We start from the raw sequence: 16,499 nt of genomic DNA, 5'->3' as shown, positions 1-16,499 counted from the left end.
CCCACCTACCCCTGGCGGACCGCCAGGCCGCCGGCGCTTCGCCGCATCGCACCAGGCCCGGTGGCGCCGCCGCCGCGTGTGCAGGCCTGCAACAGACCCACTTCACTTGGTGAAGCCGCGCACAGTTCGCGTCTTCCTTGCACGGCATACTCGGAACCGTAGGAACCTATCGAGACAGGTCCGCCGGCGTGCCGGCGCGGCTTATCCACTGACTGATACCGGGGAGGCAAACATGATCGGCGCAGAACTGTCGAAGTTGAAAACAGTGCAATACAAGGGTTACGAAATCTGCATGGGCTCGGTCTACAAGGACGGCGAGCCGTTATTTCACTACTACGTCCCGCTCGGCATGAACGACGGCGGCGTCGAGCAGGGCAAGCGCATCATCGACCAGATCGGGCAGGAGGACTGAGCCAGGGACTGAGCCATTGCGTAGCTGAGCGATCCGCCGGCCGGCACCGCCCGGCCACTCCACCCGCCGCCTACTTGAATACGCCCTGCCGCACCCACTTGGTAGCGACCCATTTCTCGCCGCGCGTCACCGGCGCGCCGCCGTGCAGGCTCGCCTCGTCGAGCTGGCCTTCCGCGTTGACGTATTCGAAGTACACCGCTGACCCCTTGCGCGGCACGATGGACAGGCCGAGCTTCGGGAAGATGGTGTCGCCCGCTTCTTCCACGTCGTTCAGGTAGACGATCAGCGTGGCCACGCGCTGCCCGCCGCGCCTGAGCGTGGCGGCAAAGCCGCTGTTGGCGGGATCGAAGTAATCGTGGTGCGGCTTGTACTCGGCACCCACGCCGTAATGCAGTACGTGCAGCGCTTCGCCATGGGCCACCGGCTGGTTCATGATTTCGGCGATGCGCCGGTTCAGGCGGCGCAGCACCGGCTCGTCGGCATCGTCGAGGAAGGCGCCGAGGCTGGTGCGGTGCTCCTTCACCTGGTTTTCGCCGGTGGTGGGGCTCAGCGTGGCCGAAGGCTGCAGCCGCGCACGCGCCAGCGCCACCACGGCATCGCATTCTTCGGCCGAGAACACGTCGTCCAGCACGGCGATCACCGGCTGTTCGATGCGCATCGATACGCGCACCGTGCGGTCGCTGGTGGCGATCAGGTTGTTGCGGTGGCGGATCGTCGGCGTGCCGTAGCGGTACGGACCGGCCGTTGCCGCCGCCGGCGCGGCCTGCGCCCGCCGCGCAAGGCGTTCCTGCACGGCCCGTTCCGCATACGCCGCATCGTAGTTCGCGGCCACCATCGCGGCCACGATGTCTTGCGTGCGGCAACCCTTGTCCAGGCTGGCGTCGAGCCAGCGGTCCCATTCGTCGGACATGCGTGTGTATTTGTTCATGGTGACGAAGTATACCTAAAGCGGCTGCCCTTCCGCAGGCGCATCCGGGGCGAGAGGAGCGCTCGCCGGCGGCCCGGCAGGGCGTTCGGCAACCAGCGTGTCGGGCACGCGCTGCACAACACGCTGCTGGACGACCTGCGTGGCAACGGCACGGCGGGGCGGTTCGGGGCGGGGCGGTTTCGGAAACATCGGGTCCTCGAGTGAATTTAAGCAACAAGTGCCGGTGCAAATGCGGGTCGTTGCGCAATTTGCAAGGCCGATGTGCTACTGTGCGCGAGGGGATACGCCGGCGTGCTTATAATTCTTGACAACAAATCAACCTGCCTGGCGCGGCTTTATGAGACCAAACAGACACGGTCCGATGACACGTGCTCCAACCATCCAGCGTCCATCCGGGATTCGTGCGCCGATTGCGGCAGCCTGCCTTGCCATGGCAGCCGGGCTTGCGAATGGCGCGCCGCTGCAGGACGACATTGCGGAACTGTCGCTCGAGCAGCTGAGCGACATCGTCATCACGTCCGTCTCCCGGCAGGAAGAAAGGCTGGGCAACGCCGCCGCCTCGGTCTACATCGTTTCCGGCAACGAGATCCGCCGCAGCGGCGCGCGCACGCTGCCGGAAGCGCTGCGCCTGGCGCCGAACCTGCAGGTGGCGCGCGTCGATGCGCGCGGCTACGCCATCACGGCGCGCGGCTTCAACAGCCTGCAGTCGAACAAGCTGCTGGTGCTGATCGATGGCCGCACGCTGTATACACCGCTGTTTTCCGGCGTGTCCTGGGAAGCGCAGGACGTGCTGCTCGAAGACGTCGAGCGGATCGAGGTGATCAGCGGGCCCGGCGCCACGATCTGGGGGGCCAACGCCGTCAACGGCGTGATCAACGTGATCACCCGTTCGGCCAAGGACAGCCAGGGCGGCCTGGTGGCCGGCGCGGCCGGCAAGGAAGACCGGGACGGCAGCGTGCGCTATGGCGCGGCATTGCCGAACGGCGGCCACTACCGCGTCTATGCGCGCTATGCCGAGGCGGACGACGCGGTGCGCGACACCGGGCGGGCGGCCACCGGGTACTCGCGGCGGCAGGCCGGCTTTCGCGCCGACTGGGACCGTGCGCGCGGCGGCCTGATGCTGTCGGGCGACGTCTACGAGGCCGACCTGGCGCAGCGCACCGGCGGGTCGACGCTGCTGTCCGGCGCGAACCTGGTGGCGCGGCTGACGCGCCGGCTGGCGGACGATTCCAACGTGCGCCTGCAGCTGGTGCTCGATCACACCGAATGGAACCAGCCGAACCTGATGTACGAGCGGCTCGACACGGTCGAGCTGGAAGCACAGCACGGCGTGCGCCTGGCGGCCGATTCTTCGATGCCGCACAGCGTGACCTGGGGCGCCGGCTACCGCTACTCGCGCGACCGCATCGCCAACGGCCGCGCCCAGGCTTACCTGCCGAACGACCTGGCGATGCACTGGGGCAGCCTGTTCGTGCAGGACGAAGTGGCGCTGCGCGGCGACCTGCGGCTGACCGGCGGCGTCAAGGTGGAGCACAACCACTACACGGGAGCCGAAGTGCTGCCCAGCATGCGCCTGGCGTGGACCCCGGACAGCCGCCAGCTGCTGTGGGCCAGCCTGGCGCGCACGGTGCGCGCGCCGTCGCGCATCGACCGTGATTTCCACCGGCCGGTCAATCCCGTCCTGGTGGGCGGCGTGCCGCGCTATATCTTCGGCGGCGGCCCCGATTTTCAGTCGGAGACGGCGAAGACGGTGGAGCTGGGCTACCGCATCCAGCCATCGCCGCGCTGGTCGTATTCGGCCACCGCGTTCATCGCGAAGTACGACCGGCTGCGTACCCAGGAACCCAATCCCGACGGGCCGGCGTACAGCGGACTGACGGAATTTCGCAACATGGCCCATGGCCACACGCGCGGCATCGAGATGTGGGCGCGCTGGGAGCCGCTGGACGGCTGGCGGCTGAACGGCGGCCTGGTGGTGCAGCGCGTGCGCACGGCGCTGTACCCCGGCAGCCGCGACCCGGGAGGCAGCGGCGGCGTGACTGGTGCCGACCCGAGCCATTACTGGCAGCTGCGCTCGTCGCACGACCTGCCGGGCGACATGCAGCTGGACTGGACGCTGCGGCGGGTCGGCGCGCTGCCGCGCCCGGCCGTGCCGTCCTATCATGAACTGGACCTCCAATGGTTATGGAAGGCCACGCGCAATCTCGACGTGGCGCTGATCGGCCAGAACCTGCTGCACCGGTCACACCCCGAGTTCGGAGCGGCGCCGAACCGCAGCGTGTTCGAGCGTACCGCCGTACTCCGGCTCACTTACCGTTTCTGACATGACGTCACTCGCGATCGCACACCACCGGCCGATTCCGGCATTGCCCTGCTGGCCGGGCTGGCTTACTGCACTGCTGGCGCTGGCCATGCTGTGCGTGCTGCTGAGCTGCCCGGCGATCGGGCAGCCGGCGGCACCGGCCGTGCCGAACCTGGAGCGCAGCGTGAAGGCTGCCTACCTGTTCAAGTTTCTCGGCTATGTGGAATTCCTGGCGGCGAAGGAAGGCGCGGAAGGCGGCAATGCGCTGGCCGTCGGCGTGATGGGCGCGGACGACGTGGCCGCCGAACTGTCCCGCATCACGGCCGGGCGCACGGTGAACGGCCGCCCGATCACCGTGCGCACCCTGCGCGAAGGCGAACCGGTGGCGGGCTTGCAGATGGTGTTCGCCGGTGCGGCCGACGACTTGCCGAAGGTCCTGCGCAGCGCCACGCAGAGCGGCGCGCTCGGCGTGGCCGACGACGAGAACGGCTTGCAGCATGGCGCCGTCATCAACTTCCGCATCGTCGAGGAGCGCGTACGCTTCGAGGTATCCCTGCCGGCCGCGGAGCGCAGCAACCTGAAGCTCAGTTCGCGCCTGCTGTCGGTGGCCTGGCACGTGCAGAAGGGCAACTAGTGCTGTCGCACCTACGTCCCGATACCGTGCGGGCAAAGCTGGTGGCGATGGCCCTGGCCACCACCTTCGCCGCGCTGGTCACCACTTCCGTCAGCATGCTGGTGTACGACCTGACGACGTTCCAGCAGAACTGGGTGGACGACCTGACCACCCAGGCGGAAATCGTGGCCACCGTGTCGGCGCCGGCGGTGGGCTTCAACGATCCCGCCGCGGCGCGCCAGAACCTGGCGCTGCTGCGGGTGCGGCCGCAGATCCAGCAGGGCGCGATCTATGGTGCCGGCGGCGCCGTTTTCGCCGACTACGCGCTGCCCGGGGCCGACGTGCCTGCGCTGCCGGCGCGCCCCGGCCGTTCCGGCCATGCGATCGAAGGCGGCCGGATGGTGGTTTACCACCCGATCGTGGAGAACGGCGAGCGGGTCGGCACCGTGTACCTGAGCGCGCGCTACCGCCTGCTGGACCGGCTGGCCAGCTATGCCATGATCCTCGGCGTGGTCATGCTGGCGAGCCTGCTGCTGGCGGCCCTGGTGGCGAGCCGGCTGCAGCAGGCGATCACGCGGCCGCTGCAGGCGGTGACGAACGTGGCGCGCGCGGTGATGCAGCGGCGCGACTTCTCGCTGCGCGTCGACTACGACGACGATCACCATGGCAAGCATGGCGGCGAGATCGGTACGCTGGTCGATGCGTTCAACGACATGCTGGCCGAGATCGGGCGGCGCGCCAACGCGCTGGAGGAAGCGAACCTGACGCTGGAACGCGAGATGGCCGTGCGGCAGGGCGCGGAACGGGCGCTGTTGCTGGCCGACCGGCGCAAGGACGAGTTCCTGGCCACGCTGGCACACGAGTTGCGCAACCCGCTGGCACCGCTGCGCACGGGGCTCGACATCATGCGGCTGAACGGCGGCGACCCGGCCGCCAGCCTGCGCGCGCGCGGCGTGATGGAGCGCCAGCTGAAACAGATGGTGCGCCTGGTCGACGACCTGCTGGACGTATCGCGCATCAATACCGGCAAGCTGACGATCCGGCGCGAGAACCTGGACCTGCACGCGGTGGTGGCCAATGCGCTGGAGATCGCGCGCCCGTTCATCGACGCGCAGGGGCACCAGCTGGCGGTGCACCTGCCGCCCGGCCCGGTGCATCTGCTGGGCGACTCGACACGGCTGGCGCAGGTGCTGTCGAACCTGTTGAACAACGCCGCGCGCTACACGCCGCGCGGCGGCCACATCGCGCTGTCGGCCGAAGTGGGCGGCGACGGCAGGCTGCGCATCCACGTGGCTGACGACGGCATCGGCATCGCGCCGGACATGCTGGGCGCGATCTTCGAGATGTTCGTGCAGGCCGACGCCACGCTGGAGCGCACCAACCAGGGCCTCGGCGTGGGCCTGTCGCTGGCGCGCCGCCTGGTCGAGCTGCACGACGGCGCCCTGGAAGCGGCCAGCGACGGGCAGGGGCAGGGCAGCACGTTTACGGTCACGCTGCCGGTGCTGGCCGAAGCGCCGTCCCCCGTGGCACGGCCCGCGCCGAGCCTTGGCGGCGAACGGAAGTTCCGCATCCTGCTGGTCGACGACAACGAGGATTTCGTCAACGCGATCGGCGGCCTGCTGCGCACGATGGGGCACACGGTGCATGTGTGCCACGACGGCCCGCAGGCACTGGCCGACGCCGCCGGCTTCGCGCCCGATTTCGCCTTCCTCGACATTGGCCTGCCGGGCCTGAACGGCTACGACCTGGCGCGCGCGCTGCGCGCCATGCCCGCACTGGGCCGCACGGTGATGATCGCCGTGACCGGCTGGGGGCAGCAGAAGGACCGCGACCTGGCATTCGAGGCCGGCTTCGCCCAGCATCTGGTCAAGCCGGTCAGCGTCGAACAGATCCTCGCCATCCTGGCCGGGAAAAGCGATTCCGTGGCCGTGACGGACCGGGGTTAGCGGTTCGGCACGCTATCCGCCGTACCGTTCAGTGCGGATCGCGCGCGGTGCGATGCCGGCCGCCACCAGCAACTGGGCAACCGTTTCGACGAACCCGTTGGCGCCGCACACGTAGCAGGTCGACGGCGCGCCGCCCAGGCGCGCCAGTGCTTGGTCGATCATCGCGCGGTCGATGCGGCGGGCGTGACTGGCGGGTGCCTCGTGACCGGGTGACGCATGGCCGGATGACGCATGGCCGGATGAACCGGCGTCCCGGGTCACGGTGGTGATGTAGTCGAAGTTCGCGTGCGCATCGGAGATGGCGCGCAGGTCGTCGCGGTATGCCAGGCTGTCCCAGGCGCGTGCCGAGTGCAGCAGCAGCGCCGGCACCGGTGCCCCGGCCTGCCGCCATGCGCGCGCGATGGAGACCAGCGGCACCACGCCGGAGCCGCCGGCCACCAGCAGGATGGCGCCCGGCTGTTCCGGATGCCAGACGAAATGGCCGCCCAGCGGGCCGCGCACGTCGAGCGTATCGCCCGGCTGCGCCATGTCGTGGAACCAGGCGGAGACTTCGCCGTCGTCGAGCAGCTCGATGGCCAGCTCGATGTCGGCGGCGCCGGGGGCCGAGGCGATCGAGTAGCTGCGGCGCGCCTGGTAGCCGTCCGGCGCCGTCAGCCGCAGGTCGACATGCTGGCCAGCCACGTGGCGCGCCAGCGGCGCCCGCAGGTAATAGCTGCGCATCCGCCCGGTGCGCTGTTCGATGCGGGCGATGACGGCCCGCTGCCAGCCGGCGCGCCCGGCGTCGTTCATGTGGCTGCGCTCATTCGTCGCCCCCATTCATCGTGCGTCATTCGTCGTCCGTCATTCATCGTCCCCGTAGCGCTGCTCGCGCCACGGATCGCCGCGCATGTGATAGCCGCGCAATTCCCAGAAGCCCGCTTCATCCTTCTCCGTGAACTTCAGGCCCCTGATCCACTTGGCGCTTTTCCAGAAATACAGGTGCGGCACCAGCAGCCGCGCCGGGCCGCCGTGTTCCGCCGCCAGCGGCTTGCCGTCGAAATGCGTGGCGACCATCGCCTGGCCGTTGACCAGGTCGGCAACCGGGACGTTGGTGTCGTACTCGTCGTACGACTGCGCCAGCAGGAATGCGGTGGGCGGGGCGACGCCGGCCGCGGCGAGCAGGTCGTCGACCGAAACGCCTTCCCACAGCGTGTCGAACTTGCTCCACGTGGTGACGCAGTGGATGTCGCCGCGCCACGTGGTGCGGGGCAGGGCCAGGAACTGTTCCCAGTCCCAGCTCGCCAGCGGGCGGGCGCCGTGGCGCAGCGTGAAGCGCCAGCTCGCCAGGTTGATCGCCGGCGCCGGGCCGAGCGACAGCACGGGGAAATCGTCGGTTTCGTGCTGGCCGGGCGGCAGGCGGCGCGCCGCATCGGCGCCGGGCCGGCGGCCCGTGAATCCTCGTGTGCTCATGGTGTACTCGCTGATGAAGCGGCAGTGAAAGTGATGCGACAGTGTAAACCGCCGCTGCCGGTTGAAGGCCTCTGCCATTCGGCATGGCCGGCCGGCGGGAGCGGGGCAGCGTTACGCCTGGGCTGATCCGGGCGCCGTGTTCGCGCCGGTAGTGATAAGCTTTTTAGCAATATTTAATGAGGAGCATCATTATGAGTGGAGACCTGGAGCGCCTGACGACGCTGGAAACGATATCGGGACCGGTGTTGTCCCCGATATCGGCCCATATCACCCCCGACCCCGATACCCCGCCGCCGGGAGAGGATCCGCCGAACCAGCCGCCACCGATCGAAAAGCCGCCCAGCGAGATCCCGCCGGTGGAAGAGCCGAGCGCGCCGCCGCCGCCGATCAAGATGCACTGAGCAGGATGCACTGAGCATTAACTTCCGGGCGGCACGGGCGGCGCGATCCGCTTACTTGCCGTCTTTCGGCGGCGTGGGCGTGTGTTGGGGAATCTGGCGGATCTGCTCTTCGGTTTCCTTCTCGCCCGGCGATTTCTCGCCGCTGCCGATATCGGGCTCGTTGATCATGTGGCCGCCATTTTCCGAATTGTCCGCCGCGTGGTCGTTCGCTTTGTCGTTCTTCTGCGCTGCGCTCATCGTCTTCTCCTGTGAGTAGTAAATGAGTCATCGTAGCAAGGGGGCGTTTGCAGCGGCGCCATATTGACGAGAAGGACACAGCTGTTGCTAACTACATACAGGATGTGGTTATTTGTGCTGGCTGTCACAGTCGCGTCACTGAAGTGTTCCTATAATTGAGCCAGTAATAAACGATTCATCTGGAGACTGTCATGGGTAATTCTCTGCACAACAAAATTTATCTTGGCCGCCGCAGCCGTACCGAGCGCCTTCGCATGCTGCTGGCCGGCATGGCCGCGGGACTGGGTGTTTTTCTGCTGGCATTCAAGGCTTTCAAGTAAGCCTTGCTTGCGGGGGGCCTCCGGCCCGCGTACCATGACGGCCGCATACGCCATCATGGAACAGGTTCAATGAAAGACGAAAAACTCACTACCGACGAATACAACGCGCTGGACGAAGTGCGCCGCGGTATCCAGGGCAGGCCCAGCGCCTGCGTTGCCCGCAACACGAAGCGCCTGTCCGGCCTGAAGATGTTGTCGTTCGCCCGTAACGGCCACTTGTCGCTGACCGACAAGGGCAAGGAAAAGCTGTTCCTGCGCCGCTGCATTCTCGGCCTGCGCGCGCTGGCGGACGATCCCGTCGCCAAGGTCGACGACGAGGTGATTGCCTTCCTCGGCAAGAAATCCCATATCGTCCCGGCCGATACCGGCTTTGCCGTCACCGACAAGGGCCGCGAGACGCTGGCCGATATCGAGGCGCAGGGGCTGTAGGAATACCGGCGGAGGCACCAGGACCGGTTTGCCGGATCGGGTTCTTCCGCCATCGCCTGGCCCGCAGCGATCTCTATCGCATTTTATTCTTGACGCTCAGTCAAAAGTAATTCGTTCCTATAGGGCTTAATCCGCAAGGATAAGCCACGCATACTACGCTCCATCGACCACATCCGAGGAGTTTGCAATGCGTATCCCCGCCCATGGCGCCGACGCCACGAACACGAACCCTGCCGACGCGACCGATCGCGGCGACCCGCTGTTCCAGCCCTGCCGCCTCGGCGCCGTCGAATTCCCCAACCGGATCGTCATGCCGCCGATGACGCGCTCGCGCGCCAGCCAGCCAGGCGACGTGCCCAACGCGCTGATGGCCGAGTACTACGCGCAGCGCGCCAGCGCCGGCCTGATCGTCAGCGAGGGGACCTGGATTTCACCGCTCGGCAAGGGCTATGCATGGACGCCCGGCATCCACACGCCGGCACAAGTCGATGGCTGGCGCGCCGTGACCGGCGCCGTGCACGCGGCGGGCGGCCGCATCTTCGCCCAGTTGTGGCACGTGGGGCGCCTGAGCCACACCAGCCTGCTGGACGGGCAGGTGCCCGTGTCGTCGTCGGCCCTGCAGGCCGAGGGCGTCAATGTCTTCGTCGATACGGACGGCAAGCCGGGCTTCGTGCAGGCCTCGATGCCGCGCGCGCTGTCCGCCGATGAAATCCGTGCCATCGTCGACGACTACCGCCAGGCCGCGAGCAATGCCATGGCGGCCGGCTTCGACGGCGTGGAACTGCATGCCGCCAACGGCTACCTGGTCAACCAGTTCATCGATTCGAACGCGAACACGCGCACCGATGCCTATGGTGGCACGCTGGCGAACCGCCTGCGCTTCCTCGGCGAGGTGGCCACGGCACTGGTGGAGGGCACCGGCGACCAGGCCCGCGTCGGCATCCGCCTGGCGCCCCTGACCACGCTGAACGGCTGCGTCGACGCCGATCCGGAAACCACCTACGTGGCCGCCGCAAAACTGCTCGGTGAAATCGGTGTGGGCTATATCCACATCGCCGAAGCCGACTGGGACGACGCGCCCGAGATGCCCGTCGACTTCAAGCGGCGCCTGCGCGCCGCCTTCCCCGGCCTGCTGATCTACGCCGGCAAATACACGGCCGAACGCGCCCGCGCCGCCTTGTGCGAAGGCTGGGCCGACATGATCGCCTTCGGCCGTCCATTCGTCGCCAACCCGGATCTGCCGGCGCGCCTGCGCAGCGACGCGCCGCTGGCCGCGCACGACCGCGATACGCTGTTCGGCGGCGGGGCGCAGGGATTGACGGATTATCCGGCGCTGGATATGCGGGCGGCTTGATTGGTGGACGGATAAGGGGAGGGTGCGGCGCCGCAGCCTGTCCGGGAAGGACTATCGGTCGGTGTCCCTCTCCGCCGATATTGTCATCAGGGTTGCTTCGGTGATGTCGTGGGTGACCGGATTTGTGCCGATGCCTTGATGCGTTCGATAACGCCGAGCAGGTCCGTGTCCGATGGATTGCCGGTGAAAGCCGGCACGCAAAGATGCCGGGTGGGCTGCCGGTGCAGTTTTTCGGGACTGTCGTCGATCGTGATGATTTCGTCCGCGGAATAGTCGTGCTTCAGCGAGTAAACGGCAGCTTCCGCCCCAAAGCGGACGTTGGCACTTTGCTTGCGGCTCACATTGCGTTAGGCCGTCCCAGTTGTAGACCAGTCGGGGAGCTATCAGTATTGCCGGAATGGAGCGAACCGCTGGCTAAGCTCAGTGGCGTCTTTTCGTCAGGCGAGAGACGCGACGCCGGTCATATCGCCAGGCGCTAGCTCGACGGTATAGTGGCCGCCTTCAGCCTTCGTGAGCATGAGTAAATCGTAGGTCTTCAGCATGTCCACAAGGCCCGAGTATCCGTACACGGCCGGTGAGAAAGCAGGATCGGTACGCTTCAGGTAATGGCCAACGCAGACAAATGCACCTGGCCATCGGCGGTCGGTCCGGCTAGTAGTGCCACCGAATCGACCACAAATCTGGCCCACGCTTGATGACGGTCTTGTCGCCGGGACGGACAACTAGTGTGGAGGACTGAAAGTCCGAGGAATGGCCCCGTTCAATATGGGCGATACGGTTGCGCCCTGCTCACGAAGACCTAGGGCAACTTGGGCCTGTTGCAATGTTTGTGTTCGAAATTGCTTTTCTTAGAACCGCTGATGACCCTTCTACAGCATCTTGATTTATAACAGGAGTTATAACTCAAGTTGAAGGCTGACCTAACCCAACCGTTCCCTTCCTCTAAGTCTCCCCCTCAATAGGTCGCTATGATTCTCGGATCGTGAGCGCAGCGTGTTCGACAGAAAAAGTGGTTGCGGTGGTTGTAGGCCACTCTACGCAACAGCCAGGGAGGGAGCAGATTCCCAAATTGTAAGCTAAGTGTAGAAGGTGCCGGTTTTGCGAAAAATGGTAGTAAGGCCCCCCACAGGCAGCAGTACTTGGTGTGCTCTCCTGCACGGGCTTTAACACCGCACGATAGCAAAAGCAGTTGCTCATTAGGCGCGGACTGCGGGACAGAGCTAGTTGCTATGTGAAATCGTTGTTTTCTGAAGGCGTACCTAATACTTGCAAATATTTATTGCACCTCGATTAAAGGCCCACTACACTTGACTTGCCATAAGACCGCAGTCATGACACGATTTCTTTCCGACCGATGACTAAGGAGACGAGATGCCAAAGCTTATCTTGCTAGAAGAAATGCCAATTGAAATCGGACGGGGTGTAGATTGGGCTACTGGAAATCTGAAAAGCACTGTTCTTCCAGAAGTTGTGGAGGTAAGAACTATCGACGGCGTACAAGCCAAGAAAACGACGTTCGATTTAGTTTTCGCAGAAAGTTCGGCAAAGTTTCTTGAAACAAAAACTAGCGCCGCGAGGGCGTCATTCGGAAATGGCGTTTTCTCTGCGTCCGGAAGCGTTACTCAATCGTTAATGAAGAACAGCTCAGCGTACTCGGTCCGTATTTTTGTTGCAGTCGACGTACAGTTAGCGACCGAAGTAGTCGGGAAGGCGATTGCGGAAGATCCAAGTGTGGACGAAGTAACACCCCAAGAATTTGTATTGAAATATGGAACGCATTTTGTACAGGGGCAGCAATTAGGCGCTACTCTAGTTGGTTTGCTCCAAATTGAAACAAATTCGTATCATGAGCGCTTGCAATTAATGGCGGAACTGAGTGCAAGCGGGGTGATGGGCTACGGCCAAGGTGGAGGCGCAGCATCCCACAATCAAGTATTGGAAAAAATTCTCAGCGGAAAAAAATTAAGATCAACTATCAACACGCTGGCGGATCATTTAGTCCTGCATCCGATGTATGGAAGGATTTCTTTAGTGCAGCGGACGCTTTTCCCAGTACGGTTATGCGAGAAAATGCATATGTTCGAGAAATCTGGTTAGAGGGCTATGAATATGTTAAAGAAATATCTGGGGATCTTGGCCTCGCCGTGCGTAAGCTTGTACGAGACCAAATTTTTAGATTAGACACACTTGCTATAGCTTCGTCACGACTTCTGGACGTTATAGCCGACATAAAAAGCGTATTAGCGAATTCCGAGCGTTTTACCGATAATGCAGTAGAAGAGGCTCGCGATTTACTTCCGCAATTCGAGGAGTCTCATCGGCTGCTCCTCAAAGAAGTTGGATCCGTAGAGGATGATGTTGGATACGAACCACCAAAACAGTCAATACCGCTTTATATGCGACCTGTTGAAGTGTCCCCACCACCTGTCGAGCCACCAGTCGGGTTGCAACCTCGGGTGATCATATACACTGGGCCATCGAGAACGGGAGAGCGTCGTGAGGTTTTTGCCGGCCCCCTGCCGCCAGATTTAAAGAATAAAATAAAATCTTTAGAAATTCTAGGTGATTTCCAGGTGAACACCTGGTGGATATCCTTCCGCCTTTACACGAATGGTCCAATAGACTTCCAAACATTTATATCGCCGTGTGTAGTCAACGTCCTATCCGAATTCGGTTCTCCACGAACATATCGGGCATTTAACATTATGACCGGAAATGAAGAGGATATTCGGTTGTCTGACTGGTTCGGAGGCACTTCGGAAGTTGTCATTGTTAAGAATTCGGATTCATCCAAGTTACCACCAACCTTTAATGGATTGGGTTCGATGGGTATGCCGTTAAGTTAAGAGATTTCTGGAAACCTCAGCCGCAACAAGAGTGGCACATTGGAAACCCGCTAATTGCAACCGGCGGCTATGCGAAGAAGTCAACATGAACTTGGCGTACCGCTGGTTCTGTCGGCTTGGACTGAGAGACAAGGTTCCGGATCACTCCAGTTTATCCAAGAACCGGCATGGCCGTTTCCGTGATCACGACGCTTTTCGCCAGCTGTTCGATTCCGTTCTTCGGCGTTGTATGGCTGAAGGTTTAGTTCAGGGTGAGAGATTTGCGACCGACGCCAGCATGATCAAGGCTGACGCCCAGCGTCAACGATCTCGACCAGGCGATGCCGGTATCTAGTTACGTTGCATAGTCGAGCGAGCGACCTCATTGCTGGACTGCTCCGCCTACGCGTCTAGTGACCGCTCCTGGCCGAAAGCACCCCATCCAACCCGCTGCGTACGCCCCACACCTTTCAATTCATCCAGTGGCCCCCGGCACTCACTTCACAACCGGCTTGAACCCATCGGCACTGATATCGAGCTCCGTCACCTCGCCATACTTGGCAGCCACCTTGCGGATGTCATCGGCCTTGCCGACCAATAGCATCTGCAGGTTATTGCGCGGGAAGTGCCGGTCCACCAGCTGCTTGGCCTTGGCGGGCGTCAGGCCGTCGACGTCGCGCATGAAGTTGTCGATCTGGCCGCGGTCCACGCCCAGCGCATACATGTCGCCCAGCAGGCTGGCGAGCTGCTCGCCCGTTTCAAAGCGGGGCGGGAACTGGCCTTTCACATACGCCTTGGCCGAATCGAGCGTGGCCTTGTCGATGCCGCCCTGTTTGCCCTCTGCCCACAGCCGGTTGTACGTCTTCAGCGCCAGGTCCAGCGCCGCCTCGGTCTTGGCCGACGCGGTGAAGCTCGACATCGAGAACACGCCCGATTGCGCCAGCGGCGCAAAAGCGCTGTTGGCGCCGTAGGTGAGGCCTGAGTTCACGCGCAGTTCGTCGTTCAGCCATGACGTGAAGCGCCCGCCCAGCACCGTGTTCAGCACCTGCAGCGGCACGTAGTCGGGATCGTTGCGGGCGATGCCGGCGCCGCCGATGACGAAGGTGGTCTCGATCGCATCGGGCTTGTTGACGAGCCATACGCGCGGCTTGTCGGCCACCGGGCTGCCGTAGCTGGTGCCTTGCGGCGCAGGGCCTTCCGCCTTCCACTGCCCGAACAGCGTTTCGATCTGCCGGCGCATCGCGGCCGGGTCGAAATCGCCGACCACGATCACGGCCGCATTGTCCGGCCGGAAGTAGCGGCCGTGGAAGCCCTGCACGTCGCGGCGCTGCAGCGCCGACAGGCTGCCGACGGTGCCGGCGGCCGGGCTGGCATAGGGCGCATCGCCATACAGCATGCTGCGGTAATACGTGCCGGCCACCTGGCGCGGGCTTTCCTTGGCCTGTTTCAGGCCGCTGACCTTGCGGTTCTTCAGCTTGTCCAGTTCGGCGGCCTCGAAGGCGGGCTGCTGGACGATCTCGGCGAACAGCGGCAGCAGGGCCGCCGCATCGCTCTTCGCGAAGTTCGCCTGCACGGTGGTCTGCTCGGTGCCGCTGCCGCCGGACAGCAGCGCGCCGCGGAAGTCGAACGCTTCGTCGATCGCGGCCTTGGCGTGTTTTTCGCTGCCCAGCAGGATCGCGTCGCCCGTCAGGTTGGCCAGGCCGGCCTGCTTGCCATCGTTGACGGCACCAGCCCGGACGACGGCGCGCACGGCGATCAGCGGCACCTCGTGGCGCTCCATCAGCATCACGGTCAGGCCGTTCGGCAGCTTCGTCGTCTCGAACGGCGGCAATTTGAATTCAGCGGACTGCGCGCCCGCGGCGGCGCCCACCAGGGCAGTGGCGAATACCAGTTTCTTCATCATTCTTCCTTCGCGGCCAGCATGCCGATGGTGCGCTGCGATTTCTTCAGGTAGCGGGCGGCCACGGCCTGGATGTCGGCCGGCGTCAGCTTCTCGTATTCGGCCGGCGCGTCGAACAGTTCGCGCCAGTCGCCGAAGAAGGTCTCGTAGTTGCCCAGCTGCTGGGCCTTGCCGTTGATGGTTTCCTGCGCGCGGTACAGGTTGACGAGCTTCTTGTTCTTCACGGCCTGCAGTTCCTGCGCGCTGATGCCGTTCTTCACCACGTTGTCGATCTCGTCGAGCAGCGCCTTCTCCACCTTCGCACCCGCGACACCGTCGGCGGCCACCGCGAACACGTACAGCAGGCCGGGGTCGAAGCCGTCGGTGGCATCGGCGCCGACCGACGTGGCCAGCTGCTTTTCCACCAGCGCCTTGTACAGCCGTGAGGTCTTGCCTTCGGTGAGCACGCTTTGCAGCACGTTCAGCGCGTAGTAATCGGGGCTGTCCGCGCGCGGCACCTTGTAGGCCACCATCAGGTTGGCGGACGTGGCCGACGGCTTGGCAACGAACAGCCGCCGTTCGCCTTTCTGCTCCGGTTCCACCGTTTTCACGGCCGGCGGCATGGCGCGCTTGGGGATCGCGCCGAAGTATTTCGTGGCCAGCGTCTTCACCTGGTCGGCCTTCACGTCGCCGACGATCACCGACACCGCGTTGTTCGGCGCGTAGTAGGTGCGGAAGTAGTTGACGAGGTCCTGCTGCGTCCATGCCTTGATGTCCGACTCGAAGCCGATGACCGGCCATGAATACGGGTGGGCGGAAAACGCCACGCTGTTCAGGTCTTCCATCAGCATGCGCACGTTGGAGTTTTCCAGGCCGGTGCTGCGTTCCGACAGCACCACGCCGCGCTCGCTCTCGACCATCTTCGGGTCGATCGTCAGGTGCGCGATGCGGTCGCTTTCAAGCCTGAAGATGGTTTCGAGCGACGATGCAGGGAACCAGTCCTGGTACACCGTCACGTCGCTGCTGGTGTAGGCGTTGTTGCTGCCGCCGTTCGCTTCCATCGTGCGGTCGAACATCTTCGGCCCGTAGTTCTTCGAACCGTTGAACATCATGTGTTCGAAGAAGTGCGACAGGCCGGTGGTGCCGGGTGCTTCGTTGCGCGAGCCCACCTTCCAGAACGTGTACATGTTCGCGTTCGGGATCGTGCTGCTTTCCAGGACGATGAACTTCATGCCGTTGGCGAGCGTGAACGACTTGACCTGGTCGGCCGTGAACGCGGCGTGGGCAGAGCTGGCAAGCACATGGCTGGCAAGAGCTGCCGCGACGGTGGCGGCGAATTTCCACTTCATGGGTGGATCCCTTCGATGTCGATTATTGATGATGCGCAAGCATACGACATTGCCG

General features: G+C 63.9%; 17 protein-coding genes and 1 pseudogene. 11 read left to right on the top strand and 7 right to left on the bottom strand.

Going from position 1 to position 16,499, the window contains the following annotated elements; translation table 11 throughout:
• Window positions 1-232 precede the first annotated feature (232 nt).
• Window positions 233-412 (top strand): hypothetical protein, encoded by a 180-nt coding sequence (locus FHS02_RS13240; RefSeq protein ID WP_137317099.1) that lies wholly within the window; start codon window positions 233-235, stop codon window positions 410-412.
• Window positions 413-482: 70 nt separating this feature from the next.
• Here the strand turns inward: FHS02_RS13240 and FHS02_RS13235 are convergent, their stop codons facing one another.
• Window positions 483-1,340 carry a 2OG-Fe(II) oxygenase gene (locus FHS02_RS13235; RefSeq protein ID WP_137317100.1) on the bottom strand — a complete coding sequence of 286 codons (858 nt, stop codon included), beginning with the start codon at window positions 1,338-1,340 and terminating at the stop codon, window positions 483-485.
• Window positions 1,341-1,770: 430 nt separating this feature from the next.
• Here FHS02_RS13235 and FHS02_RS13230 point away from each other — a divergent pair, with 430 nt between their 5' ends.
• From FHS02_RS13230 to FHS02_RS13220, 3 genes are read left to right on the top strand one after another with little or no spacing between them, the layout of a single operon-like run.
• Complete coding sequence (locus FHS02_RS13230; RefSeq protein ID WP_175424960.1) at window positions 1,771-3,663, top strand: TOL_0244 family TonB-dependent receptor; 1,893 nt, start codon at window positions 1,771-1,773, stop codon at window positions 3,661-3,663.
• Window position 3,664: 1 nt separating this feature from the next.
• On the top strand, window positions 3,665-4,276 hold the full coding sequence (locus FHS02_RS13225) for a TOL_0243 family YfiR-like periplasmic protein (protein ID WP_137317102.1): 612 nt from the start codon (window positions 3,665-3,667) through the stop codon (window positions 4,274-4,276).
• Entirely contained in the window at window positions 4,276-6,201 is a 1,926-nt protein-coding gene (locus FHS02_RS13220) for a sensor histidine kinase, YfiR-like protein-associated (protein WP_137317103.1), read from the top strand. Before FHS02_RS13225 ends, FHS02_RS13220 begins: the two co-directional genes overlap by 1 nt.
• Before the next feature lie 12 nt (window positions 6,202-6,213).
• On the opposite strand, the gene FHS02_RS13215 is transcribed toward FHS02_RS13220, so the two are convergent.
• On the bottom strand, window positions 6,214-6,990 hold the full coding sequence (locus FHS02_RS13215) for an FAD-binding oxidoreductase (protein WP_137317789.1): 777 nt from the start codon (window positions 6,988-6,990) through the stop codon (window positions 6,214-6,216).
• 51 nt (window positions 6,991-7,041) lie between these two features.
• Complete coding sequence (locus tag FHS02_RS13210; protein WP_137317104.1) at window positions 7,042-7,650, bottom strand: sulfite oxidase-like oxidoreductase; 609 nt, start codon at window positions 7,648-7,650, stop codon at window positions 7,042-7,044.
• Window positions 7,651-7,841: 191 nt separating this feature from the next.
• On the opposite strand from FHS02_RS13210, the gene FHS02_RS13205 reads away from it, so the two are divergent.
• Window positions 7,842-8,051, top strand: a complete 210-nt coding sequence (locus tag FHS02_RS13205) for a hypothetical protein (protein WP_137317105.1) — start codon at window positions 7,842-7,844, stop codon at window positions 8,049-8,051.
• A gap of 51 nt (window positions 8,052-8,102) precedes the next feature.
• On the opposite strand, the gene FHS02_RS13200 is transcribed toward FHS02_RS13205, so the two are convergent.
• A complete protein-coding gene (locus FHS02_RS13200; protein WP_137317106.1) occupies window positions 8,103-8,288 on the bottom strand; it encodes a hypothetical protein in 186 nt (61 codons plus the stop codon).
• A 191-nt stretch (window positions 8,289-8,479) separates the two neighbouring features.
• Here FHS02_RS13200 and FHS02_RS31850 point away from each other — a divergent pair, with 191 nt between their 5' ends.
• The 3 genes from FHS02_RS31850 to FHS02_RS13190 all read left to right on the top strand — a co-directional run bounded on the left by FHS02_RS31850 (window position 8,480) and on the right by FHS02_RS13190 (window position 10,391).
• Window positions 8,480-8,608, top strand: a complete 129-nt coding sequence (locus FHS02_RS31850) for a hypothetical protein (RefSeq protein WP_259772477.1) — start codon at window positions 8,480-8,482, stop codon at window positions 8,606-8,608.
• A 69-nt stretch (window positions 8,609-8,677) separates the two neighbouring features.
• Complete coding sequence (locus tag FHS02_RS13195; RefSeq protein ID WP_137317107.1) at window positions 8,678-9,037, top strand: hypothetical protein; 360 nt, start codon at window positions 8,678-8,680, stop codon at window positions 9,035-9,037.
• Window positions 9,038-9,224: 187 nt separating this feature from the next.
• The gene (locus FHS02_RS13190; RefSeq protein ID WP_137317108.1) at window positions 9,225-10,391 is read left to right on the top strand and encodes an alkene reductase; all 1,167 of its coding nucleotides are present in this window, start codon (window positions 9,225-9,227) and stop codon (window positions 10,389-10,391) included.
• Window positions 10,392-10,477: 86 nt separating this feature from the next.
• Here FHS02_RS13190 and FHS02_RS31530 read toward each other — a convergent pair whose 3' ends face one another.
• The gene (locus FHS02_RS31530; RefSeq protein WP_137317109.1) at window positions 10,478-10,732 is read right to left on the bottom strand and encodes an NIF family HAD-type phosphatase; all 255 of its coding nucleotides are present in this window, start codon (window positions 10,730-10,732) and stop codon (window positions 10,478-10,480) included.
• A 1,030-nt stretch (window positions 10,733-11,762) separates the two neighbouring features.
• Between FHS02_RS31530 and FHS02_RS13180 the strand changes: the two genes are divergently transcribed.
• The 3 genes and pseudogenes from FHS02_RS13180 to FHS02_RS13170 all read left to right on the top strand — a co-directional run.
• A complete protein-coding gene (locus tag FHS02_RS13180; protein WP_137317110.1) occupies window positions 11,763-12,488 on the top strand; it encodes an MAC/perforin domain-containing protein in 726 nt (241 codons plus the stop codon).
• Window positions 12,452-13,237 (top strand): hypothetical protein, encoded by a 786-nt coding sequence (locus FHS02_RS13175; protein WP_137317111.1) that lies wholly within the window; start codon window positions 12,452-12,454, stop codon window positions 13,235-13,237. Before FHS02_RS13180 ends, FHS02_RS13175 begins: the two co-directional genes overlap by 37 nt.
• A gap of 61 nt (window positions 13,238-13,298) precedes the next feature.
• Window positions 13,299-13,559, top strand: a pseudogene (locus tag FHS02_RS13170) (transposase); the annotation flags it as partial.
• 153 nt (window positions 13,560-13,712) lie between these two features.
• Here the strand turns inward: FHS02_RS13170 and FHS02_RS13165 are convergent.
• Window positions 13,713-15,119, bottom strand: a complete 1,407-nt coding sequence (locus tag FHS02_RS13165; protein ID WP_137317112.1) for a M16 family metallopeptidase — start codon at window positions 15,117-15,119, stop codon at window positions 13,713-13,715.
• On the bottom strand, window positions 15,116-16,444 hold the full coding sequence (locus tag FHS02_RS13160) for a M16 family metallopeptidase (protein ID WP_137317113.1): 1,329 nt from the start codon (window positions 16,442-16,444) through the stop codon (window positions 15,116-15,118). The genes FHS02_RS13165 and FHS02_RS13160 overlap by 4 nt, the downstream gene beginning before the upstream one ends.
• Window positions 16,445-16,499: the final 55 nt, after the last annotated feature.

Origin of the sequence: Pseudoduganella umbonata, from assembly GCF_014192225.1 — a bacterium.
Classification (GTDB): Bacteria; Pseudomonadota; Gammaproteobacteria; order Burkholderiales; family Burkholderiaceae_D; genus Rugamonas; species Rugamonas umbonata.
The sequence above is the reverse complement of the archived record's forward strand: the minus strand, read 5'-3'. Positions and strand labels throughout refer to the sequence as shown.